Raw genomic sequence first — 23,541 nt, 5'->3', positions numbered from 1 at the left:
TCCTATCTGTTATCTAGCGGTGTTACGAAAAAATATGGGACTCGTCGGCCAACTGGCGCGACGAGCGGATCAGGGCAGCGACATCGAGAATCAGCGATACGCCGCCATCGCCAAGGATGGTGGCGCCGGAGATGCCTACCACCTTGCGGTAATTCGATTCGAGGTTTTTCACCACCACCTGCTGCTGTCCCACCAGGTCGTCGACGAACAGCGCGGCCTTGCGCCCTTCCGTCTCGAGGATCACGCAGATGCCTTCGGACGGACTGGTAAAGCGCGGCGCGATATCGAACATCTGGAACAACGGGATCAGCGGCAGGTATTCGCCGCGCACCTTGACCACTTGCCCCTTGCCACTGATGTCCTTGATGTCTTCGAGCGCCGGCTGCAGCGATTCGATCACAAAGCCCAGCGGCAGGATATACACTTCCTCGCCGACCCGGATCGACATGCCGTCCAGGATGGCCAGGGTCAGCGGCAGCGAGATCGAAATGGTAGTGCCGAAGCCCTTGGCCGAGCGGATATCGACCACGCCGCCCATGGCGCTGATATTGCGCTTGACCACATCCATGCCAACACCGCGGCCCGACACGTCGGTGACCGCTTCGGCGGTGGAAAAGCCGGGTGCGAAAATGAGCTGCCATACTTCGGCGTCCGGCATGGTGTCCGACACGTCCATGCCCTGCTGGCGCGCCTTGGCCAGGATGCGTTCGCGGTTCAGTCCCGCGCCATCGTCCGACACTTCGATAATGATATTGCCGCCCTGATGGCTGGCCGACAGGAACAAACGGCCCGCCTCGGTCTTGCCGGCAGCCACGCGGGCGGCCGGCATTTCCACGCCATGGTCGATGCTGTTGCGCACCAGATGGGTGAGCGGATCGACAATGCGCTCGATCAGGCCCTTGTCCAGTTCCGTCGCCGCGCCATTGGTGATGAAGTCGACCTTCTTGCCCAATTTGCCGGCCAGGTCGCGCACCATGCGCGGAAAGCGCGAAAACACGAAATCCATCGGCATCATGCGGATCGACATCACCGCTTCCTGCAGGTCGCGCGTATTGCGCGTCAGGTGGCCCACGCTATCGAGCAGTTTTTCATGCAGCATCGGGTCCAGCGCGCTGGCGCGCTGTTCGATCATCGCCTGCGTGATCACCAGTTCGCCCACCAGGTTGATCAGCTGATCGACCTTTTCGATCGACACGCGGATCGACGACGATTCGGCGCCGGCCTTCTCGGCCTCTTTCTTGACCGGCTTTTTCTCGACTTCGGCCTCGGCCGCCACCGCGCCTGGAGCCGCGGCGACGCTCGCCACGCTGGCGGCGTTGGCGCGTATCTGTTCGAGCGGCTGGAAGAAACCGTAGCCGCGTTCGGCGTCGGTCTGCACGCCGGCGGCGGCGCGGATCTCCGCGAGCGGCTGGAAGAAGCCATAGCCCTGCTCGGCCTCGGTTTTCACCGCGCCTGGCGCGCCTGGCAGCGGATCGAAAAAGCCATAGCCTTGCGCCGCTTCCTGCGCCGCGCGCGCCAGTTGCGCCGTCGTCGCCTCACCCGGCGCCAGCGGCGGCGCCTGGGTGATCACCATGTCGTCCGGGTTCAGCACGAACGAGCAGATGGCCAGGATATCGTCCAGGCTTTCATGGGTCGTCACTTCCAGCGAACTGCGCGCGTCGGGCAGCACGGTCACGGCGACGTCGCCCAGGAGGCCCAGTTCGGCTGCCAGCGCATCGACTTCGCGCTGCGCCATCTGCGGCAGCTCGAGGCGGAAACGGTGGCCGCCGGCGTGGCTGACCGCAGCCTTTTCAGCCACGTGGAAGGCCGGCGCGACCGGCGTCAAAGCGGCCACCGGCACGTCCTGCGAGAACGACTGCAGCATCATGCGCACATTGGCGACGGCGTCCTGGTCCACTTCCGCGCCCAGGCGATGGCCGTCGAGCTGCATCTTGAGGATGTCCTTGGCCGCCAGGAAGGCGTCGACGTGTTCGGCCGTCAGGGCCATCTGGCCCTGGCGGATACGGTCGAGCAGCGACTCGAGGATGTGCGTCACCTCGCTCATGTCCGACAGGCCAAAGGTCGAAGCACCGCCCTTGATCGAGTGGGCAGTACGGAACACCGCATTGAGGTCTTCGGCGTCGGGCGCCGTCATATCAACGGCCAGCAGCAGCCGTTCCATTTCAGCCAGCAGTTCCTCGGCCTCATCGAAAAAGACCTGGAAAAACTGGCTAATATCGATGGTCATAGAGTGACTCCGTCAATTGCATCGTTGTGCTGCGCGGCTGGCATCAGCCAATCACCTTCTTGACCACTTCGATCAGGCGCTGCGGATCGAAGGGCTTGACCAGCCAGCCATTGGCGCCGGCGGCGCGTCCTTTCGACTTCATTTCATCGGACGACTCGGTCGTCAGCATCAGAATCGGCACCTTCTGGTAAGCCGGCAGCTCGCGCAGCAGCTTGATCAGTTCCAGGCCGTCCATGCGTGGCATGTTCTGGTCCGTCAGCACCAGGTCCACGGTTTGCAGCTTGGCCTTTTCCAGTCCATCCTGGCCGTCCACAGCCTCCACCACCTGGTAGCCGGCGGCTTTCAGGCTGAACGCCACCATCTGGCGCAATGAGCTCGAATCGTCCACTGCAAGTATCGTCTTGGCCATCTTTGCTCCCACTGATTCCGGGCTTCGTGCCCGGGTTATTTATTGAATTGAACCACGCAACCGCAACTCTTCCGCACTGGTGCTAGAACAGCTCGATGTCGCCACTTTCCAGATGCTGCTGACTGACAGCCTTGCGCAGCACGCTGCGCAGTTCCAGGCTCTGGATCGCCAGCGCCATGCTGACGCGCCCAAGCAAGGCCACGATTTCCTCGTTATCGCTTTCCGGCAGCATTTCGGCGCCGTGCGAACCCAGGGTACCGAGAAACTCGCGCAGCCCCGTCACCCGTTTCAGGGTGCGGTCAATCAGCTGGCTCGTCATGTCCTGGAACTGCATGCTGGTGATGGCGGCATTGACATAGCCGCCCACCTGGTCCTGCAGCGCCAGCAGCTTTTCACGCTGCTCTTCGGGCGGCATGCCGCCCTCGAGCAGCAAGGCGATCGTTTCCTGCTGGGCAGACACCGCCGCATGGATGGCCATGAAGTTGAAGGAGAGTTTCTCGATCGCCTCTTCCAGCAAGATGCCGGTCTGCATCAGGTCGGTTTCCACCTCCGTCAAATGCTTGCGGCCATGGTCCGACACGCCGGACAACAGGCGCTTCACATGCGAGCCAAGTATTTTCTTTCTTGTCATAGAGATCTCATTGTTTTGCTTCGATGCGCACGCTGCCCATGCCCGCCTACTTCTTTGCCGCCGCCGTTCCCGTTCCCGGTATCGGGACCGGCGCCGCGCCAGCAGCCAGCCCGGACGAGAGGGCTGCCGCCGCGTCATTGACCGGCAACTCGATCGCGGCGCCGTCGCGCAGGACGTTTTCTTCCGTGCGCTTGTTCATGACGATGATACTGATGCGGCGGTTGATCGGGTTGAAGGGATCGAGCTTGTCGAGATTGGCGGCCGAACCCAGGCCCACCACGCGCAGCACTTTTTCTTCCTTCATGCCGCCGATCACCAGCTCGCGCCGCGAGGCGTTGGCGCGGTCGGCCGACAATTCCCAGTTACTGTAGCCGGCATCGCTCATGTAGGGCGTCGAATCGGTGTGGCCCGACAAGCCGATGCGGTTCGGCACTTCGTTCAATACATAGCCAATCGCGTGCAGGATTTCCTTGGTGTAGGGCTGCAGATTGGCGTTGGCCAGCGCAAACATCGGACGGTTCTGTTCATCGACGATCTGGATGCGCAAGCCTTCGCTGGTGATATCGAGCAGCAATTGGTTCTTGTATTTTTTCAGCAGCGGATTGGCGTCGATGGTCGCCTCGATGCGCGCTTTCAAGGCCTGCAGGCGCTTGCCCTCTTCGCGCTCGAGCGCGGCCTTGGCCGAATTGAGATCGAACGACTTGCGCTGCTGCTCTTCCTGCGCCTTGCGCACCTGCCCATCCTGGCGCGTCATGTCCTGGCCGCCGCCCTGGATCACGGAATTGCTCTCGCCGCTGCCCGTGCCGCCCGCCATCGCTACCTTCAGTGGCGTCTTGAAGAAATCGGAAATGCCGTTCAGGTCGCCCTTCGAGGTGGAGCCGAGCAGCCACATCAGCAGGAAAAAGGCCATCATGGCCGTCACGAAGTCGGCGTAGGCAATCTTCCACGCCCCGCCATGATGGCCGCCGGCCACTTTCTTGACGCGCTTGACGATAATCGGGCGCATGCCTTCATCGGCCATGGCATCCTCCTTCCCTGTGCAGCGCTGAACTCATGATGTGCAAACCTGGCCTCACTGCTTACTTCGTTTTCGATTTCTTGATATGGTCTTCGAGCTCGTTGAAGGTCGGACGCTCGGTCGAGAACAGCACCTTGCGCCCAAACTCCACGGCCAGCGCCGGCGCATAGCCGTTCAGGCTGGCGAGCAGGGTCACTTTCACGCACTGGAACATCTTGCTCGACTCGTCGAGCTTCTGTTCGAGCAGGCTGGCCAATGGCCCCACGAAACCATAGGCCAGCAAGATGCCGAGGAAGGTGCCGACCAGCGCGTGCGCGATCAGCATGCCCAGCTCGGCCGGCGGCAAGCCCACCGATTCCATCGTGTGCACCACGCCCATCACGGCGGCAACGATACCGAAGGCGGGCAAGCCGTCGCCAACCTTGGCGATCACATGGGCCGGCACGGCGCCCTCATGGTGATGGGTTTCGATCTCGTTGTCCATCAGGTTTTCGATCTGGAACGCATCCATATTGCCCGACACCATCAGGCGCAGATAATCGGTCATGAATTCGACGATATGGTGATCGGCCAGCACCGCCGGATACTTGGAAAACAGCGGGCTTTCCTCGGGCCGGTCAATATCGCCTTCGATCGACATCAGGCCTTCCTTGCGCACCTTGCTGAGCACCTCGAACAGCAGCGACATCAGCTCCATGTACAGGTCCTTGGTGTAGCGCGAACCCTTGAACAGGCTGGGCAAGGCGGCCATGGTTGCCTTGATGGCCTTGCCATTATTGCCGACCAGGAAAGCACCCGCTGCAGCGCCGCCGATCATCAGCAGCTCCAGCGGCTGGAACAGTGCGGCAACATGGCCGCCCGCCATCGCGAAGCCGCCGAACACCGAGGCGCAAACGATGATGTATCCGAGTATGACTAACAAGTGCTGTGACTCCCAAGGTGGCCGGGCTTGCATACCCGTAACATTCTGACAAACTTGCGTGACGAATCAGCTACCATGCCACGCGACGGCAACTGTAACCGGAAGTCGATAAAAACGGCCACCATTTCGAGCTTCCTCCGGCAAAGTTCCGCGTAGAACTACAATAACGTGAGATTGTGCTGTCGGCAAGCAAATAACGCAGACAATTGCCTAAAAGCACCATACGTAAAGTAAAGGGCCACGCTCTGTGGCGGCAATGGTCTTATCGGGTGCGCGCGCGGCAATCCTGAATTCGTAACTAAGAAGTATACTACCCGGCAACATTTGCTTTTCGGCCTGCAACCACAGCGCCGCCATGGCTGCTGGCGACAGGTAGGCGAACACCACATCGTAGCGGGCGAAATCGAGGTCCGCATAGTCGCCACGGATAAAGCGGGCGCCGCTTGCGGCCAGGCGCGCGCGCATGCGGCTCGCCAGCCATGGCAGCGGCGCCAGCTCGATGCCGGCAAATTGCCCGTCGGGCCGGCGCCGCGCCAGGTCCAGCACCAGGCCACCCAAGCCACTGCCGATATCGATCAGCCGCACACCAGGACGGTCCGCGATCAATTGCGCCACTTCCTGCCATACGGCCGGCCCCGACGGATAGAACGGCACTTGCGTGCGGAAGGTCGACCAGTACAAGCTCAACAGGAAAATGAAGACCAGCAGGAACAACCCAGGCGGCAAGTCCAGCGCACTGGCCGCCAGCAGGGCCGGCGCGAACAACAGCGCGATCACCCACCACCAGCGCGCCAGCCCGGCGCGCCAGCTGATCAGCGCCGCCAGCACGCCCTGCAGCGATGCCACCGACAGCATGGTCATGCCGAGGCCGGCGCGCGCCAGCAGGTACACCAGGCCCAGCATCAGAGGAAAGGCCAGCACCTGGCTCAGAACGGCCTTGAGCGCCGGCGCACGCAGGATTTGTTGCAGCATGGATCAAAAAGGATGGAGTAACAGTGGTGGAAACGCCAGCATTGACAGCGGAACACTATCCCGACTTTGTCTGACAAGGTGACCTCAGCCGGCATTGCCCGATGGCGCCGCAATCGCTTCGTCGCGCGCCTTCCGGGTCTTGCCGGCGCGCGAAGGCATGTGGCACAGGCCGCAGACATAATCGGCGTTCAGGTCGAGGCAGTTGACGACGAACTTGCCGCCACACTTGCCGCAGGTGGCCATGGCCAGCATCTTGCTGCTGAAAAAACGCACCAGCGTCCAGGCGCGCGTCAGGGACAGCAGCGGCTCTTCGCCCGCTTCGGGCGGCATTTGTTCGAGGTAGAGCTTGTAGGCCTTCATCACCGCTTCGATGCCGGTGGCGCCGGCGTGTTCCACGAGGAAGTGGTGGATATTGATGAACAGCGAGGAATGGATGTTCGGTTGCCAGGTGATGAACCAGTCGGTCGAGAACGGCAGCATGCCTTTCGGTGGCGACACCCCTTTCAACTCCTTGTACAGGTTGAGCAGGCGTTCGCGCGACAGCGATACTTCGGTTTCCAATAACTGCAGGCGGGCGCCCAGTTGTATCAACTCGATGGCAAGCTGTATTTCCTGTGCTTCCGAGACGACACTTTTCTTGGCCATGCTACTGCTCCCGTCTGATTGACTACGGGGTCAGTTTACACGATTTCTTCAACACCCTGTCCGGCCATCAGGATGGCGGCGTGCGACTGCGCCAGCGAGCGGTCCTTGTTGTAGTTCGTCAACATGCCCAGGATGGCGCTGTCATCGAAGCGGAAGCGGGCCAGCATCATGTTGCCGCCAGCCAATTTCAGGATCTGTGCATTGCTCATGCCTTCGATCAGTTCGGCGATTTCCGCCGATACGCCAAGACGGAAGATGGCCGTTACCTTGTCCGCACGGATCATCTGCTGGGCCAGCATCAGATAGCTCAGGTTAGCATCGCGAATCTCAGCCATCATGTCGTTAGCAGTCATTTCCATCTCCTCAATCCGTTAAATTCTTCAACTGGAGCACTTCGTGTTTCCAGTGAGATACATTTTGCAGGAGCAACACAAAACCGCATAGAGGTGCAGCACTGTATTTTTCGCCAGACAATAGAGGACGGAACCGTAGGTGTTTGTCTTACAAACACGGTACGATCATGGTCGCACGCCTGTAAAAGCGTGGAAAAAGAAGCCCTGGACAAACAAGTGTGATGACCTTCTGCAGAGAGGTGGTTATCGCTTTTTTACAACGGCTTGATTTACATCAAAATGCTTACAATGACTATTACGGCACTGCCGGCGAGAACTTGAGGACTTTTTTTAAATATTATGAAAAAGTTTTATTCTCTTCTTATGTAGTCTTTTACGACACCTGAGATGGAAACTTTAGCGTCTTTTGAAAATAATTTAAAAAAAAGCGCAATTTCTTCGCCACGCCCCGGAAAAACGCACTATTACCCATGGCAAAGATCAGGAAAATCGTGCAATCGCGTCCAGACTTGCTACACTGCCGTTCCCGTTTGGCCTCCCCGGCCAAGCCGATATCATGCACCACGGACCCGTATCGCCATGAAAGCCACCATGATTTCCAAACAAGATTGCCTGGCGCTCGGCCGCGACGACGCGCTGGCGCCGCTGCGCGACCGGTTCGACCTGCCGGCGGGCGTGATTTACCTCGACGGCAACTCGCTGGGCGCGCGCCCGAAGGCAGCCATGGCCCGCGCACAGCAAGTGATCGAGGCCGAATGGGGCCATGACCTGATCCGCAGCTGGAATACCAACGGCTGGTTCGACCTGCCCAAGCGCCTGGGCAACCTTTTGTCTCCGCTGCTCGGCGCAGGCGATGGCGAAGTCGTCATTACCGACACCACCTCGGTCAACCTGTTCAAGGCACTGGCTGCGGCGCTGCAGATGCAGGCCACGCATGCGGACCCTGTGCGTGCCCATCCTGCGCGCCGCATCATCGTCAGCGAACGCGGCAACTTCCCGACCGACCTGTATATGGCACAAGGGCTGGCGCAATGGCTGGACCGTGGCTATGCGCTGCGCCTGGTCGACGATGCGGCCGAACTGACGCAGGCCATCGATGGCGACTGCGCCGTGGCCATGCTCACCCATGTGAACTACCGCAGCGGCTACCAGCACGACATGGCGGCCATCAGCGCCCACTGCCACGCGCAGGGCGCGCTGGCGCTGTGGGATCTGGCCCACTCGGCCGGCGCCGTGCCACTGGACCTGCACGCCGATGGTGCCGACCTGGCCGTCGGCTGCACCTACAAATACCTCAATGGCGGCCCCGGCGCGCCGGCCTTTGTCTGGGTGCCGAAACAGCACCAGGCGGCCTTCCGCCAGCCACTGTCGGGCTGGTGGGGCCATAGCGCGCCGTTCGCCATGGACCCGTCCTTCGCGCCCGCCGACGGCATCGCGCGCGCCCTGTGCGGCACCCAGCCCATCGTCTCGCTGGCGCTGGTCGAATGCGGCCTCGATATCTTCGCGCAGACCACCATGACCGCCATCCGCGCCAAGTCGCTGGCCCTGACCGACCTGTTCATCGCGCTGGTCGAGCAACGCTGCGCCAGCCATCCGCTGGGGCTGGTCACGCCGCGCGAACATGCGCGGCGCGGCAGCCAGGTCAGCTTCACGCATCCGCATGGCTATGCCGTGATGCAGGCGCTGATCGCGCGCGGCGTGATCGGCGACTACCGCGAACCGGCCATCATGCGCTTCGGTTTCACGCCGCTCTACACCAGCTTTGCCGAGGTCTGGGATGCGGTCGAGATCCTGCGCGAGATCCTCGACACGCACGCCTACGATGTCCAAGCCCGCCGCGACGCGGTGACCTGATTATTGCAAACCGGGAGTAGCACATGAACGACCAAGCAACAAGCAGCGGCTGCCCCATGCATGCCGGCGCACCGGATACGCAATGGCACGGTGCGCAGATGGACTTCAGCGAGTCGATGAGCTATGGCGACTACCTGGCGCTGGACCGCATCCTCACGGCCCAGCATCCGCTGTCGCCGAACCACAATGAAATGCTGTTCATCGTCCAGCACCAGACCAGCGAATTGTGGATGAAGCTGATGCTGCACGAAATGCACGCCGTGCGCGCCAATCTGCAAGGCGGCGAGCTGCCGCCCGCCTTCAAGATGCTGGCCAGGGTGGCGCGCATCATGGATCAACTGGTGCACGCCTGGGACGTGCTGGCGACCATGACACCGCCCGAGTACACGGCCATCCGCCCGTATCTTGGCGCCTCGTCGGGTTTCCAGTCCTACCAGTACCGCGAGATTGAATTTATTTTGGGCAACAAGAACGCGACCCTGCTGAACGTGCACACCACCGCACCCGAACCGTACGCCGTGCTCGACACCGCCCTGCGCGCGCCGTCCGTCTACGATGAAGCGGTGATGCTGCTGGCGCGCAGCGGCCTGCCGATTGCGCAAAGCCGCCTGAACGCCGACTGGACCTTGCCGACCGCCAGCGACGACTCGGTGAAAGCGGCCTGGCTGGCGGTCTACCGCGACCCGGCCAGATACTGGGCGCTGTACGAGCTGGCCGAAAAACTGGTCGACCTGGAAACGGCCTTCCGCTTCTGGCGCTTCCGCCACGTGACCACGGTCGAGCGCATCATCGGCTTCAAGACGGGCACCGGCGGCACGGCGGGCGTGAGCTACCTGCGCAAGATGCTCGACGTGGTGCTGTTCCCGGAACTGTTCGCGCTGCGCACCGAGCTTTAACGCCTGTTACTGGCCGGCCGCCAGTTTTTTCTGCCACAGCGCGACATCGATCATGACGCCGTCCAGACCGGTATTGCGGATATACACACGGTAGCTGCCCTGCCCCAGGTCGCCGTGCAGGTAGGCGGTGCGCTCGTTGCGCTGCAATCTGGCGCCCTTGATGGTCTTGCGGTACAGCTCGACCACGCTGTCAAAGCTGTCATAGCTGCGCAGCGCCACTTCCAGGTCGCGCGGCGGCCGGCCTTCCGCCTCGTCGAGCACATTGTTCTGCTTTTTACCCCTGAGCGACAACGGGAAGGAAAACACGCCGGCGCCGGCCGAGGTCAGCACGGTTGACTTATCGAGAAGCAAAGGCAGCAGCGCGGACGGAAAGCCCGACGGCAGCTGCGCGCGGTTCCAGCCCGGCAGCGCCGGCTGCGCCAGCACGTATTCGACGCTGGCGATCTTTTGCCCGTCGCCGCCCGCCTCGTCGTCGGCGGCGATCAGCGCCAGCATCGGCGGCAATTGGCGCGCCCACGCCAGCAGCGGCGCGGCCTCGCCCACCAGCATGCCCTTGCGGTGAAACACCGTCAGCACCGCTTGCGGGTCGGGCTTGCAAACTTTCGCCAGCGGCTGGCCCTGCAAGCGGCAATGGCCGTTGACCAGGCCAAAGGCGATAATGGCGCCGCGCTTGTCGAGCAGCAGGGCGCCGCGCTCGCGGCCCTGCTTGCGGTCGTTCATCGACGCGAGCAGCACGCGCCCGTCGGGCAGCTGCGTGCGGGTGGCATCGCGCCGCTCGCTGATCGCCTCGATCGCCTGTTCCAGCAGCAGGCCATCGTCATCGGTATAACTGCCGCGCGCATAGCCGAAGAAATCGAACAGCGCGGCGCGCACCTGCGGCTCGTCGCTCAGGCGTGGCAAGGGGCCGGCCGGCAGCACGATCAGCTGCGCCGCTGGCGCCCTGCCTGGCAGCGGTGCGGCTTTGGCCATCGCAACGGCCGGCATGGCCGCGCAAGCGGCCCATAACAGCAGGCCGCCAAGGCGGCGATAAGTCGATAAAGTGTTCATGATTCTGTCTGCCCAGGGTCTACCCGTGAATGCGGCCACGCTTGGCACGTCGGCGATTCTAGCACGGCCCCATCCACTGTCGCTGTATCGGCGCTGATGCCGCCCATGAAAAAAACCGGCCCTTTTTCATGAAAAAGGGCCGGTTCGGGTAGTTCAATGCGCAGCGAACTGACTTATTTCGCCGAATTGAGCAGCAACTCGTTGAGGCGCTTGACGAAACTGGCCGGGTCGGCCAGCGAACCGCCTTCGGCCAGCAAGGCCTGGTCGAACAGGATATTGGCCCAGTCGCCGAACTTGCCACCTTCAGCATCTTCGTATTTCAGACGCGTCACCAGCGGATGGTTCGGGTTGATTTCCAAAATCGGCTTCGATTCCGGCGCGCTCTGGCCGGCCGCTTTGAGCATGCGCAGCAGGTTGCCCGACAGTTCATTCTCGTCGGCCACCAGGCAGGCCGGCGAATCGGTCAGGCGGAACGTCACGCGCACGTCCTTGGCCTTGTCGGCCAAGGCGGTCTTCATCTTGCCAACCAGGTCGGCGTACGAAGTTTCGGTTTCTTCGTGTTCTTTCTTTTCCGCTTCGTCTTCCAGCGCGCCCAGGTCCAGGCCGCCCTTGGCCACCGACACCAGTTCCTTGCCCTCGAAGTCCTGGATAAACGACAGCATCCATTCATCGACGCGGTCGGTCAGCAGCAGCACTTCGACGCCTTTTTTGCGGAAGATTTCCAGGTGCGGGCTGTTTTTGGCGGCGGCGTAGTTGTCGGCCGTGACGTAATAAATCTTGTCCTGGCCTTCCTTCATGCGCGCCACGTAGTCGGCAAACGAGGTGATCTGTTCATCGCTGTCGTTGGCGGTCGAGGCAAAGCGCAGCAGCTTGGCCAGGCGTTCCTTGTTGCCCGCGTCTTCGCCGATGCCCTCTTTCAGCACCTGGCCGAATTCCTTCCAGAACGTGACGTACTTGTCTTTCTTTTCCTGCTCGTCGGCGTTTGCCAGTTCTTCCAGCATGCCCAGCACGCGCTTGGTCGATCCTTCGCGGATCACTTTTACATCGCGCGACTCCTGCAGGATTTCACGCGACACGTTCAGCGGCAGGTCGGACGAATCGATCACGCCTTTGACGAAGCGCAGGTAGGTCGGCATCAGCTGCTCGGCGTCGTCCATGATGAAGACGCGCTTGACGTACAGCTTGATGCCGCCGCGCTTGTTGCGGTCCCACATGTCGAACGGCGCCTTGGCCGGGATGTACAGCAGTTGCGTGTATTCGCTGCGCCCTTCGACGCGGTTGTGCGTGTGCGTCAATGGCGCCTGGAAGTCGTGCGAGACGTGCTTGTAGAATTCCTCGTACTGTTCCGGCGTAATGTCGGACTTGCTGCGGGCCCACAGGGCGCTGGCCTGGTTGACGGTCTCAAGATCGTCCCTGACCACGGTTTCCTTCTTCTCGTCGTCCCATTCTTCTTTCTGCATCACGATCGGCAGCGAGATATGGTCCGAGTACTTGCGGATGATGGACTTGATCTTCCAGCTCGACAGCAGCTCGTCCTCGCCTTCGCGCAGGTGCAGCACGATGTCGGTGCCGCGACCGGTTTTTTCGATGGTCTCGATGCTGTAGTCGCCTTCACCGGCCGACTCCCAGCGCACGCCTTCGGATGCATCGGCGCCGGCGCGGCGCGTTTCGACGGTGATCTTGTCGGCCACGATAAAGCCCGAATAGAAGCCCACGCCGAACTGGCCGATCAGGGCTGCGTCCTGCTGCTGGTCGCCGGAGAGTTTACCGAAGAATTCCTTGGTGCCCGACTTGGCGATGGTGCCCAGGTGCGAGATCGCCTCGTCACGGGTCATGCCGATGCCGTTGTCGGAAATGGTGATGGTGCGCGCTTCCTTGTCGAAGCCGACCTTGATTTTCAGTTCGTGATCGTTGCCATACAGTGCGTCATTGTCGATCGCTTCGAAGCGCAGCTTGTCGGCCGCGTCGGAGGCGTTCGAGATCAGTTCGCGCAGGAAGATTTCCTTGTTCGAGTACAGCGAATGGATCATCAGATGCAGCATCTGCTTTACTTCGGTCTGAAAACCCAGGGTTTGCTTTTCGGAGACAGCCATGTTTACCTCATAGTCTTGTGAATGGGACGAGTGTCAGTTAATTGGAGATGACGGCAGCGATTTCAAGATGCCAACATGCAAATTTCTCGGGTATCAGGCGCCCAGCGTGCGGCCGAAGAAATCCCATACCCGCTCTTGCTGCACCGTCGCCAGGTTCAGGCGCATATAAGTCGACGGCAACTGGCGCGGCGAAAACAGGCTGCCCGGCCCCAGCACCAGCCCTTCGGCCAGCGCCTGTTCGGCCAGCACATTGGTGTCGCGGCCGGCGTCGGCCCAGACAAACATGCCCGCTTGCGCCGGCTCGAAGCGCAGGCCGGCCCGCTCCATGCGCCGGTAAGTGGGCTCGCGCACCTGGTCGAGCCGCGCGCGCAGGCGCTCGGCATGCTTGCGGTACAAGCCCTGCGACAGGATCTTGTAGACCACGCGTTCGCCGATATCGCTGGTGGTGAGTGTGGCCAGCATCTTGCGGTCGGCCAGGCGCTGCGCCCGCTCGGCTGAGGTAGCGATAAAGCCCACGCGCAGGTTGGCCGCCAGGCTTTTCGAAAAACCGCCGAGGTAGATCACGCGGCGCAGCTGGTCCAGCGCGGCCAGGCGCGTGGCCGGCTGAACGCTGCCGCCAGGGTGCATGTCGCAATAGATATCGTCCTCCACCACCAGAAAATCGTGCTGCTCGGCCAGGCGCAGCACCTGGTAGGCCTTGGCGGCCGACAAGGACGTGGAGCTGGGATTATGCAGCACCGAGTTGATCACATAGAGCTTCGGGCGGTGCAGCGCCGCCAGTTGTTCCAGCACGGCGATATCGGGGCCGTCGTTCAGGCGCGCAATGCCGATCACCTGCATGCCCATGGCGGCAAAGGCGCCGAACATCAGCCAGTAGGCGGGGTCGTCGACAAAGATGGTGTCGCCGGGACGGGCGAACTCGCGCGCCACCAGGTCGAGCGCCTGCATCACGCCCACGGTGGTGACGATCTGCTCGGGCGGGCAGGCGATTTCCAGGCCGGCCAGCTTGCGCTGCAACTGCTGGCGCAGCGGCAGGAAGCCCTGCGGCAGGCCGTAGCTGATCATGGAGGCACCCGGCTGGCGGCTGACGTCGCGCAGCGCGCGCGCCACCAGTTCGCCATCGAGCCACTCGGGCGGCAGCATGCCGGAGCCGGGCGCGGGGTGAGCCGGCGCCTGGCGGAACATATTGCGGATCAGCCAGACCACGTCCATCGGCTGGGGCGCACCGGGCGCCGGCACGGCCATCGGCGGCAGCGGCGTATGGAGCGCCGCGCGCTCGCGCACGTAAAAGCCGGCGCCGCGCCGCGATTCGAGATAGTCGCGCGCCACCAGCTTGTCGTAGCTGGCGACGATGGTGGCGCAGGACACCCCCAGAGTGGCGGCGCACTGGCGGATCGACGGCATGCGCGCGCCGCCGCGCAGCAGCTTGTCATCGATGCGCGCGGCCAGCGAGCGCACGATCTGGTCGATCAGGGTTTCGCCTGAGCCACGCGTGAGCAAATTGAGCAAGGCGTCCGGTGTATTGCTCATCTGACCATCACAGTATCGAAAAGTATGCGAAGAAGTGTATTTGTACTGTACTGCTATCAAGTCTAGCATAGCACTGACTTTCACTACTGCACAGGAAAAATCATGCCACCCTCCGCCACGCTCGCCACCACCCTGCCCCGCCTGGGCGACGACCGCAAGGGCCTGCTGCTGGGCTTGACCGCCGTCGCCCTGTTCAGCCTGACCCTGCCGATGACCCGCCTGGCCGTGGCCGAACTGCCGGCCGTGTTTGTCGCGCTGGGCCGCGCGCTGGTGGCCGCCTGCCTGGCGGCGCTGTGGCTGTGGCAGCGCCGCGCGCCGCTGCCGACGCGCGAACAATGGCTGCCGCTGGGACTGGTGGCGGCCGGCTGCGTGGTGGGCTTTCCCTGGCTGACTTCGCTTGCCATGCGCAGCCTGCCCGCCTCGCACGGCGCGGTGCTGGTCGGCATCTTGCCGCTGGCCACAGCCGTCTTTGCCGTGCTGCGCGGCAAGGAGCGCCCCTCGCCCGCCTTCTGGCTGATGGCGGTGAGCGGTACGGCGCTGGTGGTGGCGTTCGCGCTGCGCCAGGGCGGCGGCAGCTTCCATGTGGCCGACTGGCTGATGTTCGCCGCCGTGCTGCTGGGCGCCCTGGGCTATGCCGAAGGCGGGCGCCTGGCGCAAGCCATGCCGGGCCAGCAGGTGATCTGCTGGGCGCTGGTGTTGGCCGCACCCGTCGTGCTGCCCGTGGTGCTGTGGCTGAGCTGGCCGCAGCGCGCCCTGCTGGCGGGCGCCAGCGCGCAAGCCTGGGGCGGCTTTGCGTACACCTGCGTGTTCTCCATGTTGATCGGCTTTTTTTTCTGGTACCGCGGCATGGCCCTGGGCGGCGTGGCAAGGGTTGGCCAGACGCAGCTGCTGCAGCCGTTTCTGACCTTGCTGGGCGCGGCGGTGTTGCTCGGCGAACCTCTGGCGATCGACAGCCTGCTGTTTGCCGGCGCCGTGATCGCCGTGGTGGCGGCCGGGCGCAAGCTGAAATAAGCCGCGCCGCGGCGGTGCGCGCGGTCAGTACATGCCGACCTTCGATTCGGCCATGCTGATGAAGATGTTCTTGCACTGCGAATAGTGATCGAGCATCATCTTGTGGTTCTCGCGCCCGATGCCGGATTTCTTGTAGCCGCCGAACGGCGCGTGCGCGGGCAACTGGTTGTAGGTGTTGACCCACATCCGCCCGGTCTCCACGCCCATGGCCACACGCAAGGCGCGGTTGAGGTCGCGTGTCCAGACCGCGCCGGCCAGCCCGTATTCGCTGTCGTTGGCCATGGCGATGACTTCATCGACCTCGGTGAACCGGACCACGGTCGCCACCGGGCCGAAGATTTCTTCCTGCGAGAGGCGCGCCCGGTTGTTCTTCACGGCGATGAGGGTCGGGCGCATGAAGCATCCCTTGGCCAGTTCGCCGTCCGTCACCGCCACGCCACCGGCCAGAACCTCCCCTTCCTTGCGGCCAATATCGACGTACGACAGGACGTCGTCGAGCTGCTTGCGGTTGACCTGCGGGCCCATCTGCGTGCCACTCAGCCAGGGCAGATTGACGTTGACGTTATTGAATGCCTTGACGGTTTCATCGACGAAGCGGTTGTAGATGTCGGCATGCACAAAGAGGCGGGACCCGGCGCAGCACACCTGCCCCTGGTTGAAGAGGATGCCCAGCTGGACGCCTTCAATGGCCTTGTCCCACGGTGCGTCGGGGAAGATGATGTTGGCCGATTTGCCGCCCAGCTCCAGCGTCGCGGGAATGAGCTTCCTGGCTGCGGCCTCGGCCACGGTGTAGCCGATGTCGGTGGAACCGGTGAAGGCCAGCTTGCGAAAACCTTCATGGCGCAGCATGTAGTCGCCCGTGGTGGAACCCTTGCCGGTGATCACGTTGACCACGCCCTTGGGCAGGATGGCGGCCATGATCTTGGCCAGCTCCAGCAGGCTCAGCGGGGTATCGGACGACGGCTTGATCACGATGCAATTGCCTGCGGCCAGCGCGGGCGAAATCTTCCACGCCGCCATCAGCAGCGGGAAGTTCCAGGGAATGATCTGCCCCACCACCCCCAGCGGCTCGCGAATCACCAGGCTCAGCGTGTCTTTGTCAAGCAGCGTGGAGCTGCCTTCTTCCGTGCGGATCGCCGCAGCAAAATAGCGAAAATGGTCGATGGACAAGGGCACGTCCACCGCAGTGGTTTCCCGCAGGGGCTTGCCGTTGTCCAGCGTCTCCACCATGGCCAGATGCTGGGCATTGGCCTCCATCACATCGGCAATTTTGTTCAGGTAGGCGGCTCGCTCGGCCGGGCTGGTGTGCTTCCAGGTGGCAAAGGCATCCCAGGCCGCCTTGACGGCGGCGTCCACGTCTTGCTTGTCGGCGGCGGCGCAACTGGCCAGCCGCTCGCCCGTGGAGGGGCTGAAGGTCTCGAAGGTGGTGCCCGACGTGCTCTCCACCCATGCTCCGTTGATCAAAAGGCGGTAGCTGCTGTCAATATGGTCAGATGCTTTCAATACATTCTCCTGGTCCTGCACGAATACATAAGGGCGCTTCCCGGCTTGTGCAGGAAAGCGACAAGAAGGACCTGCGGCTATCAGGCGACCAGGGCCGCCTTGAAAATATCCACCACCTGCTCCTGCGTGGCGGTGCGCGGGTTGGTGGCCTGGCAGGCGTCCTTCCTGGCATTGACGGCCATGGTTTCAAGATCCTTTTCAAGCACGCCCAGGGCGGTGAGATTTTTGGGAATGCCCACATCGCGCGCCAGTCGCCGGATGGCGTCGATGCTTTTCTCCGCCGCGGCGATGGTGGACAGGCCGCTGGTGTTTTCGCCCAGAGCTTGCGCAATGTCGACATAGCGCTGCGGGCAGGCAATCAGATTGAAGGCGCACACCTCGGGCAGGAGCACGGCATTGCAAACACCATGGGGCAGGTTGTAGAAGCCGCCCAGCTGGTGCGCCATGGCGTGCACATAGCCCAGGCTGGCACTGTTGAAGGCCATTCCCGCCAGGTACTCGGCGTAGGCCATCTTGTCGCGCGCTTGCACATTGGTGCCGCAGGCCACGGCCGGGCGCAGCCACTCGGCGATCAGGGTGATGGCCTTGAGGGCGCAGGCGTCGGTGATGGGCGTGGCGATGGTGGACACATATGCTTCGATGGCATGCGTCAAGGCGTCCATGCCGGTTGCCGCGGTCAGGCTCGCCGGCATGTCGACCATCAGCAGCGGATCGTTAATGGCGATATCGGGCGTGCAGCGCCAGTCCACCAGCGCCATCTTCACATGCGTATCGGTGTTGGTGATGATGCAAAAGCGCGTCATCTCTGCGGCGGTGCCCGCCGTGGTGTTGACGGCCAGGAAAGGCGGCATGGGCTTGGTCGTCTTGTCCAGTCCTTCATAGTCCCGGATGTGGCCGCCATTGCCGATCACCATGCCGATGCCCTTGCCACAGTCGTGCGCACTGCCGCCGCCCAGCGTAACGATGGCGTCGCACCCGTGGGCCTGGTATATCGCCACGCCGTCGTGCACGTTGCGGTCGGTGGGGTTGGGCTCGGCCCCGGCAAATACGGTCACCTTGATGCCTGCCGCTTCCAGCATGTGTGTGACTTTTGCCGCCAGGCCCAGGCGCACCATGCCTGCGTCGGTGCACAGGAAGGCATGGCTGGCACCAAGGGACTTGGCTTGCGGGCCGATTTCCTTGGCGCAGCCCACACCCATCAACGCCACGGTCGGCGTAAAGAATCCAAATGTTTGTTCAACAACTGACATATTCGTCTCCAATGAGATATTTTTAAATCCCGTGAGGGGCGGTTGCACTGTAGGGTCCTGCCCCGTTTGTTTCAATGACCTGGATCAATAAACGACGGCTCTGTCGTGATGGGGGGGTGTCCGCCTGGGCGCGAGCTGAAACAAGATGTTCGCGCCGCAGCGGTGGGCGCAGCGACCAGTCCGTCGTACAATAAGGCAGCAGTTTGGGCGCGGCCTATCCGGTGGCGCCCGTGCAAGGCCGCCACAAGCGGACCATACAACCAGCCGGCACAGCTCGGCATCTTCCGTGAGACACGCATGAAAATTGAGAACCCGAATCCGATCCAGTGGCGCTTTGCCGAACGCGCCGACCAGCTGCAAAGCTCGTTCATCCGCGAAATCCTGAAAATCACGCAGCGCCCCGAGATCATTTCGTTTGCCGGCGGCCTGCCGTCGCCCGCCACCTTCCCGATCGACGAAATGAAAGCGGCCTTCGACAAGGTGTTGTCGCACAACGGCAAGGTGGCGCTGCAATACGGCCCGACCGACGGCTACCTGCCGCTGCGCCAGTGGATCGCCGATTCCCTGTCGGCGGGCGGCGGCGCCATCACGACGGAACAGGTCCTGATGACGTCCGGCTCGCAGCAGGCGCTGGACTTGCTGGGCAAGGTGCTGATCGACGAAGGCAGCCGCGTGCTGGTCGAAACCCCCAGCTACCTGGGCGCGCTGCAGGCGTTTTCCGTGTACCGCCCACAATTCATGTCGGTCGACACCGATGACGAAGGCCTGGTGCCGGCGTCGGTCGGGCCGGTTGCCGACGGCGCGCGCTTGCTGTACGCGCTGCCGAACTTCCAGAACCCGACCGGGCGCAGCCTGTCGGTAGCGCGCCGCGTGGAGCTGGTGGAAACCTGCGCCCGCCTCGGCCTGCCGCTGATCGAAGACGACCCGTACGGCGCCCTGCGCTACAGCGGCGCGCCGTATCCGAAGATGCTGAACATGAATCCGGACGGCGTAATCTACATGGGCTCGTTCTCCAAGGTGCTCACGCCCGGCATCCGTCTCGGTTATGTGGTGGCGCCGCCGCCGCTGGTGCGCCGCCTGGAACTGGCCAAGCAGGCGGCCGACCTGCATACCTCGCAGCTGACGCAAATGGTGGTGCATGAAGTGATCAGGGACGGCTTCCTGGACCAGCATATTCCGAAGATCCGCACCCTGTACGGCGAGCAGTGCCAGGCCATGCTGCACGCGTTGCAAGAGCATTTCCCGGCCGGCGTGACCTGGACTCGGCCCGAAGGCGGCATGTTCATCTGGGTCACCTTGCCCAAACATATCGACGCGATGGCGCTGCTCGACGCAGCGATCGCCAGCAAGGTCGCCTTCGTGCCCGGCTCGCCGTTTTACGCCAACGCGCCCGAAACCAACACCTTGCGCCTGTCGTTCGTGACGGTACCTCCCGAACGCATCCGGGCAGGCATCGCAATCCTGGGCAAGCTGATCGCCGCCAGGTTGTAAGCAGTCACTGACGCTCCCGCCGCGCTGGCAGCGTGGCGGGAATGGTGTTATTGCAATGATTTCCACAACTTAAAGCTTAGATTTTTCACCAAACAAATTACCGAAGCAGTATGATCTGTATCAAAGTATCACTTGATATCAGGTCAGAGTTTGCGGCATTGCTGGCCTGTGCGACACATCAAATAGAGGCCGGCGGCAATGAGTCCAGGCAGTGCGGGGGATACCCAACGGCGTATAGCCGCGATATTGATCGTCGATGATGCGCCGGCCAACCTCGAGCTGCTGCGCAAGTCGATGAGCGAGCAAGGCTATCAGGTTTATGTCGCCCTATCTGGGGAGCGAGCGCTCGCTATTGCCCAGCGCGCCCAGCCCGACCTGATCCTGCTCGACGTGATGATGCCCGACATGGACGGCTTCGAAACCTGCTGCAAGCTCAAGCAAAATCCGCTGACGCGGCGCATTCCCGTGATCTTCATGAGCGCCAGGACCGACACCGACGACGTGGTAGCCGGCTTCGATATCGGCGCCGTCGACTATATCGGCAAGCCGCTGCGCATGCCCGAAGTGTACGCCCGCGTGCGCGCCCAGCTGCAAATTCGCAACAACAGCGACACCCAGGAAGAACAGGCCGAGCGCCTGCGCACCATCGTCAACCACATGGCCGAAGGCTTGCTGATCATCGAGGCGGACGGCCGCATCCAGTACACCAATCCGGCTTGCGACCAGTATCTGGGCTACCACGAAAACGAGCTGGCCGGCCGTTCGATCGCCGAGCTGCTCAGTCCCATGGTGACCCAGGAATACCTCGACTATTTCGCCATGCATGCGGCCCATCCCGACACGGCGCACAAGCATGGCACGCGCGAAGTGGCGATCCGCCACCGCGACGGCAACCTGCTCAGCATGGACCTGACGCTCACGCCCATGTATTTGCGCCAGCCGCTGTTTATCGGCCTGCTGCACGACATTACCCACCACAAGCAGTCGGAAGACGCGCTGCAGCGCGCCGCCTATCTGGACCCGCTCACAAAAATCGCCAACCGCCGCCATTTCGACAGCTTCCTGGAAAAAGAGTGGCAGCGCGCCGTGCGCAACGGCTGCGTGCTGTCGCTGGTGCTGCTCGACGTCGACCATTTCAAACTGTACAACGACAGCCAGGGCCACCCGGCAGGCGACACCTGCCTGCAACAGGTCGCGCAAACGATCGCCTCCCACGCCTGCCGCACCGGCGACCTGGCGGCCCGCTATGGCGGCGAAGAATTCGTGATGCTTTTTTCGGAAACGGAAGCGGCAAACGCCTTTGAGCTGGCCGAAACCATCCGCACCCATATCGAAGCGCTGCAGCTGCCCCACCCGCGCTCGCCCACTTCCGCCTGGATCACGGTCAGCATCGGCGTCGCCACCATCCGCCCACACCAGCTGGACGACCGCGAAGCCCTCTTCGTCGCCGCCGACCGCGCGATGTACCAGGCCAAGGAAGGCGGCCGCAACCAGGTACGCGCCACCAGTTCGGGAAGTAACGCCTGGGAAACCGTCAAGGCGCTGATCCTGCGATAACAAGCACGGAAGCAGAAGCGCAAACAACAGAAGCAAACCCAAGCCCCATGAAACGGCCCAAGCGCCCAGCCAAGGCTCTCCGGGCCAAGCCCGCGACTGCGGCCCGCTGTGTGCCAGCCTTTCCAGCGTCGCATCGCCTGCCTCACAAGCTATACTTGGCCGTCACCATCACAAGGTATTGGTTTTTCATGACAATCGCTTTGTTCCATCATGCCAGACATTGATACCGTCACGGCCGCCTACGTGCAGCCGCTGCTGGAAGCGGCCAGCGCGCATGGCATCGACAACCTCACGCTGGCCAGCGCGGCAGGCTTGCCCGAAGACGGCTTGTCGCCGCCGCCGGCTACCCTGCCCGCAGCCGCCTACGTGCGCCTGCTGGGCGCCGGCGCCATGCTGGCCGGCGACGCGCATTTCGGCCTGCACGTGGGCGAGCGCGTGCGCATGGGCACCTACAGCGCCTATGGCCTGGTGCTGCTCAGCTGCGCCAGCGTCGGCCAGGCGCTGGAACAGGCGGCCCGCTACGAAGTGCTGGTGCACGACCTGGGCCGATCGTCGCTGCGGCGCGACGGCCAACGCTTTCATTACCGCTGGATCAGCCATTATCCACACGCCAGCCGGCACCTGGTCGACAGCGTGTTTGCCGGCCTGCGCGTGTGCGGCGACTGGCTGGCCGGCAGGCCCTTGCCGCATGCCGAACTGGCGCTGGCCCACGATGGCGGCGGCCAGTCGCTGCTGCGCCATGCCAGCCACCGCGACGAATATGTGCGCGTGCTGGGCAGCCTGCCGCGCTTCGGGAGCGAGGCCAACACGTCCACCATGGACGCGCAGGCGCTGGACTGGCCCGTGCCGGATGCCGACACCAGCCAGTACCGCCTGCTGCGCCGGCATGCCGAACAATTGCTGGCGCGGCGCGGCGGCATGACGGGCGCCTGCGCCGCGATCGAGGCGCAGGTTCGGCACGCCATTGCGGCCGGCCTGCGCCAGGGCCCGGCGCGCCTGACCGGCGTGGCCGACGACCTGGCGCTCACGCCACGCACCCTGCAGCGCAAACTGAGCGACGCGGGCACCAGCTTCCAGGCCCTGCTCGACCAGGTGCGCTACCGCCAGGCACGCGACTATCTGCGCCAGCCCGGCCTGTCGCTGGCCGATATCGCCTGTTTGCTCGGTTACCGCGAGCAAAGCGCCTTCAACCACGCGTTTCGCGCCTGGGCCGGCACCAATCCCGGCGCCTGGCGCTTGCAGGAGCGCCTTGATGCGCGTGAATGATCTCATCGTCAGTTTCTGGCTATACTGGCAGCGGCAAATTAATTTGTATCCTCCAACCTGCACTGCAAAGGACGAATAATGCAACTCAAGGACAAAGTCGCACTGATTACCGGCGCCGCCAGCGGCATCGGCAAGGAAATGGCCCTGGAATATGCGAAGCAAGGCGCGAAGGTCGTGATCGCCGACCTGGCGCTCGATGCCGCCAGCAAGACGGCCGATGAAATCACGCAGGCCGGCGGCGCGGCCTTCGCCGTGGCCATGGATGTGTCGAGCGAAGAGCAGGTCGACAAGGGCGTGGCCGACGCCGTGGCGCACTTTGGCGGCATCGACATTTTGATCAGCAACGCCGGCATCCAGATCATCAGCCCGGTGGTCGACTATGCTTTCGACCAGTGGAAGAAAATGCTGGCGATTCACCTGGACGGCGCCTTTCTCACCACCCGCGCCTGCATGCGCGTCATGATTGAGAAAGGCCGCGGCGGCGCCATCATCTACATGGGTTCGGTGCACTCGCACGAAGGTTCGCCCTTCAAGAGCGCCTACGTGGCGGCCAAGCACGGCCTGGTGGGCCTGGCCAAGGTGGTGGCCAAGGAAGGCGCGAAAGACGGCATCCGCGCCAACGTGATCTGCCCCGGTTTCGTGCGCACCCCGCTGGTCGACAAGCAGATTCCCGAACAGGCGGCCCAGCTCAATATCAGCGAAGAGGACGTGATCAAGAAAATCATGCTGAAAGACACCATCGACGGCGAATTCACCACCACCCAGGACGTGGCGCAAACGGCGGTGTTCCTGGCGGCGTTCCCGTCGAATGCGCTCAGTGGCCAATCGATCGTGGTCAGCCACGGCTGGCACATGCAGTAAAGCGT

20 protein-coding genes are annotated in these 23,541 nt (G+C 62.9%); 7 read left to right on the top strand and 13 right to left on the bottom strand.

Annotation, left to right across the window (positions count from 1 at the left end):
• Nucleotides 1-22: 22 nt before the first annotated feature.
• The 8 genes from cheA to flhD form a co-directional block, all read right to left on the bottom strand.
• The gene (gene cheA / locus CD932_RS19740) at nucleotides 23-2,227 is read right to left on the bottom strand and encodes a chemotaxis protein CheA (RefSeq protein WP_094444536.1); all 2,205 of its coding nucleotides are present in this window, start codon (nucleotides 2,225-2,227) and stop codon (nucleotides 23-25) included.
• Nucleotides 2,228-2,270: 43 nt separating this feature from the next.
• Nucleotides 2,271-2,636, bottom strand: a complete 366-nt coding sequence (locus CD932_RS19735) for a response regulator (protein ID WP_065306416.1) — start codon at nucleotides 2,634-2,636, stop codon at nucleotides 2,271-2,273.
• Between the two features lie 82 nt (nucleotides 2,637-2,718).
• Nucleotides 2,719-3,267, bottom strand: coding sequence for a chemotaxis protein (locus tag CD932_RS19730; protein ID WP_094444535.1), 549 nt, complete (start codon nucleotides 3,265-3,267; stop codon nucleotides 2,719-2,721).
• A 46-nt stretch (nucleotides 3,268-3,313) separates the two neighbouring features.
• Complete coding sequence (motB, locus tag CD932_RS19725; RefSeq protein ID WP_094444534.1) at nucleotides 3,314-4,288, bottom strand: flagellar motor protein MotB; 975 nt, start codon at nucleotides 4,286-4,288, stop codon at nucleotides 3,314-3,316.
• A 58-nt stretch (nucleotides 4,289-4,346) separates the two neighbouring features.
• A complete protein-coding gene (gene motA, locus CD932_RS19720) occupies nucleotides 4,347-5,207 on the bottom strand; it encodes a flagellar motor stator protein MotA (RefSeq protein ID WP_094444533.1) in 861 nt (286 codons plus the stop codon).
• Between the two features lie 210 nt (nucleotides 5,208-5,417).
• Complete coding sequence (locus tag CD932_RS19715) at nucleotides 5,418-6,179, bottom strand: trans-aconitate 2-methyltransferase (protein WP_094444532.1); 762 nt, start codon at nucleotides 6,177-6,179, stop codon at nucleotides 5,418-5,420.
• An 84-nt stretch (nucleotides 6,180-6,263) separates the two neighbouring features.
• Nucleotides 6,264-6,824 (bottom strand): flagellar transcriptional regulator FlhC, encoded by a 561-nt coding sequence (flhC, locus tag CD932_RS19710; RefSeq protein WP_094444531.1) that lies wholly within the window; start codon nucleotides 6,822-6,824, stop codon nucleotides 6,264-6,266.
• Between the two features lie 35 nt (nucleotides 6,825-6,859).
• Entirely contained in the window at nucleotides 6,860-7,177 is a 318-nt protein-coding gene (flhD, locus tag CD932_RS19705) for a flagellar transcriptional regulator FlhD (protein WP_065306444.1), read from the bottom strand.
• Nucleotides 7,178-7,768: 591 nt separating this feature from the next.
• Between flhD and kynU the strand changes: the two genes are divergently transcribed.
• Nucleotides 7,769-9,031, top strand: coding sequence for a kynureninase (gene kynU, locus CD932_RS19695; protein WP_094445269.1), 1,263 nt, complete (start codon nucleotides 7,769-7,771; stop codon nucleotides 9,029-9,031).
• A gap of 23 nt (nucleotides 9,032-9,054) precedes the next feature.
• The gene (gene kynA, locus CD932_RS19690; RefSeq protein ID WP_094444529.1) at nucleotides 9,055-9,927 is read left to right on the top strand and encodes a tryptophan 2,3-dioxygenase; all 873 of its coding nucleotides are present in this window, start codon (nucleotides 9,055-9,057) and stop codon (nucleotides 9,925-9,927) included.
• A 6-nt stretch (nucleotides 9,928-9,933) separates the two neighbouring features.
• On the opposite strand, the gene CD932_RS19685 is transcribed toward kynA, so the two are convergent.
• The 3 genes from CD932_RS19685 to CD932_RS19675 form a co-directional block, all read right to left on the bottom strand.
• Nucleotides 9,934-10,974 carry a hypothetical protein gene (locus CD932_RS19685; RefSeq protein ID WP_141213315.1) on the bottom strand — a complete coding sequence of 347 codons (1,041 nt, stop codon included), beginning with the start codon at nucleotides 10,972-10,974 and terminating at the stop codon, nucleotides 9,934-9,936.
• A 173-nt stretch (nucleotides 10,975-11,147) separates the two neighbouring features.
• The gene (htpG, locus tag CD932_RS19680) at nucleotides 11,148-13,067 is read right to left on the bottom strand and encodes a molecular chaperone HtpG (RefSeq protein ID WP_094444527.1); all 1,920 of its coding nucleotides are present in this window, start codon (nucleotides 13,065-13,067) and stop codon (nucleotides 11,148-11,150) included.
• A 93-nt stretch (nucleotides 13,068-13,160) separates the two neighbouring features.
• The gene (locus CD932_RS19675; protein WP_094444526.1) at nucleotides 13,161-14,597 is read right to left on the bottom strand and encodes a PLP-dependent aminotransferase family protein; all 1,437 of its coding nucleotides are present in this window, start codon (nucleotides 14,595-14,597) and stop codon (nucleotides 13,161-13,163) included.
• A gap of 102 nt (nucleotides 14,598-14,699) precedes the next feature.
• Between CD932_RS19675 and CD932_RS19670 the strand changes: the two genes are divergently transcribed.
• Nucleotides 14,700-15,608, top strand: coding sequence for a DMT family transporter (locus tag CD932_RS19670; protein WP_094444525.1), 909 nt, complete (start codon nucleotides 14,700-14,702; stop codon nucleotides 15,606-15,608).
• A 24-nt stretch (nucleotides 15,609-15,632) separates the two neighbouring features.
• On the opposite strand, the gene CD932_RS19665 is transcribed toward CD932_RS19670, so the two are convergent.
• Both CD932_RS19665 and CD932_RS19660 read right to left on the bottom strand, forming a co-directional pair.
• On the bottom strand, nucleotides 15,633-17,111 hold the full coding sequence (locus CD932_RS19665) for an aldehyde dehydrogenase family protein (RefSeq protein WP_094444524.1): 1,479 nt from the start codon (nucleotides 17,109-17,111) through the stop codon (nucleotides 15,633-15,635).
• An 80-nt stretch (nucleotides 17,112-17,191) separates the two neighbouring features.
• Nucleotides 17,192-18,361 (bottom strand): iron-containing alcohol dehydrogenase, encoded by a 1,170-nt coding sequence (locus CD932_RS19660; protein WP_094444523.1) that lies wholly within the window; start codon nucleotides 18,359-18,361, stop codon nucleotides 17,192-17,194.
• Between the two features lie 297 nt (nucleotides 18,362-18,658).
• Between CD932_RS19660 and CD932_RS19655 the strand changes: the two genes are divergently transcribed.
• The 4 genes from CD932_RS19655 to CD932_RS19640 all read left to right on the top strand — a co-directional run bounded on the left by CD932_RS19655 (nucleotide 18,659) and on the right by CD932_RS19640 (nucleotide 23,536).
• A complete protein-coding gene (locus CD932_RS19655; RefSeq protein WP_094444522.1) occupies nucleotides 18,659-19,852 on the top strand; it encodes a PLP-dependent aminotransferase family protein in 1,194 nt (397 codons plus the stop codon).
• A gap of 198 nt (nucleotides 19,853-20,050) precedes the next feature.
• Nucleotides 20,051-21,409 (top strand): diguanylate cyclase, encoded by a 1,359-nt coding sequence (locus CD932_RS19650; RefSeq protein ID WP_094444521.1) that lies wholly within the window; start codon nucleotides 20,051-20,053, stop codon nucleotides 21,407-21,409.
• Nucleotides 21,410-21,619: 210 nt separating this feature from the next.
• A complete protein-coding gene (locus CD932_RS19645) occupies nucleotides 21,620-22,675 on the top strand; it encodes an AraC family transcriptional regulator (RefSeq protein WP_094444520.1) in 1,056 nt (351 codons plus the stop codon).
• Between the two features lie 78 nt (nucleotides 22,676-22,753).
• On the top strand, nucleotides 22,754-23,536 hold the full coding sequence (locus CD932_RS19640; RefSeq protein ID WP_094444519.1) for a 3-hydroxybutyrate dehydrogenase: 783 nt from the start codon (nucleotides 22,754-22,756) through the stop codon (nucleotides 23,534-23,536).
• Nucleotides 23,537-23,541: the final 5 nt, after the last annotated feature.

It is taken from the genome of Janthinobacterium sp. PC23-8 (assembly GCF_002250505.1).
In the GTDB taxonomy this organism is placed as follows: Bacteria; Pseudomonadota; Gammaproteobacteria; order Burkholderiales; family Burkholderiaceae_D; genus Janthinobacterium.
The sequence above is the reverse complement of the archived record's forward strand: the minus strand, read 5'-3'. Positions and strand labels throughout refer to the sequence as shown.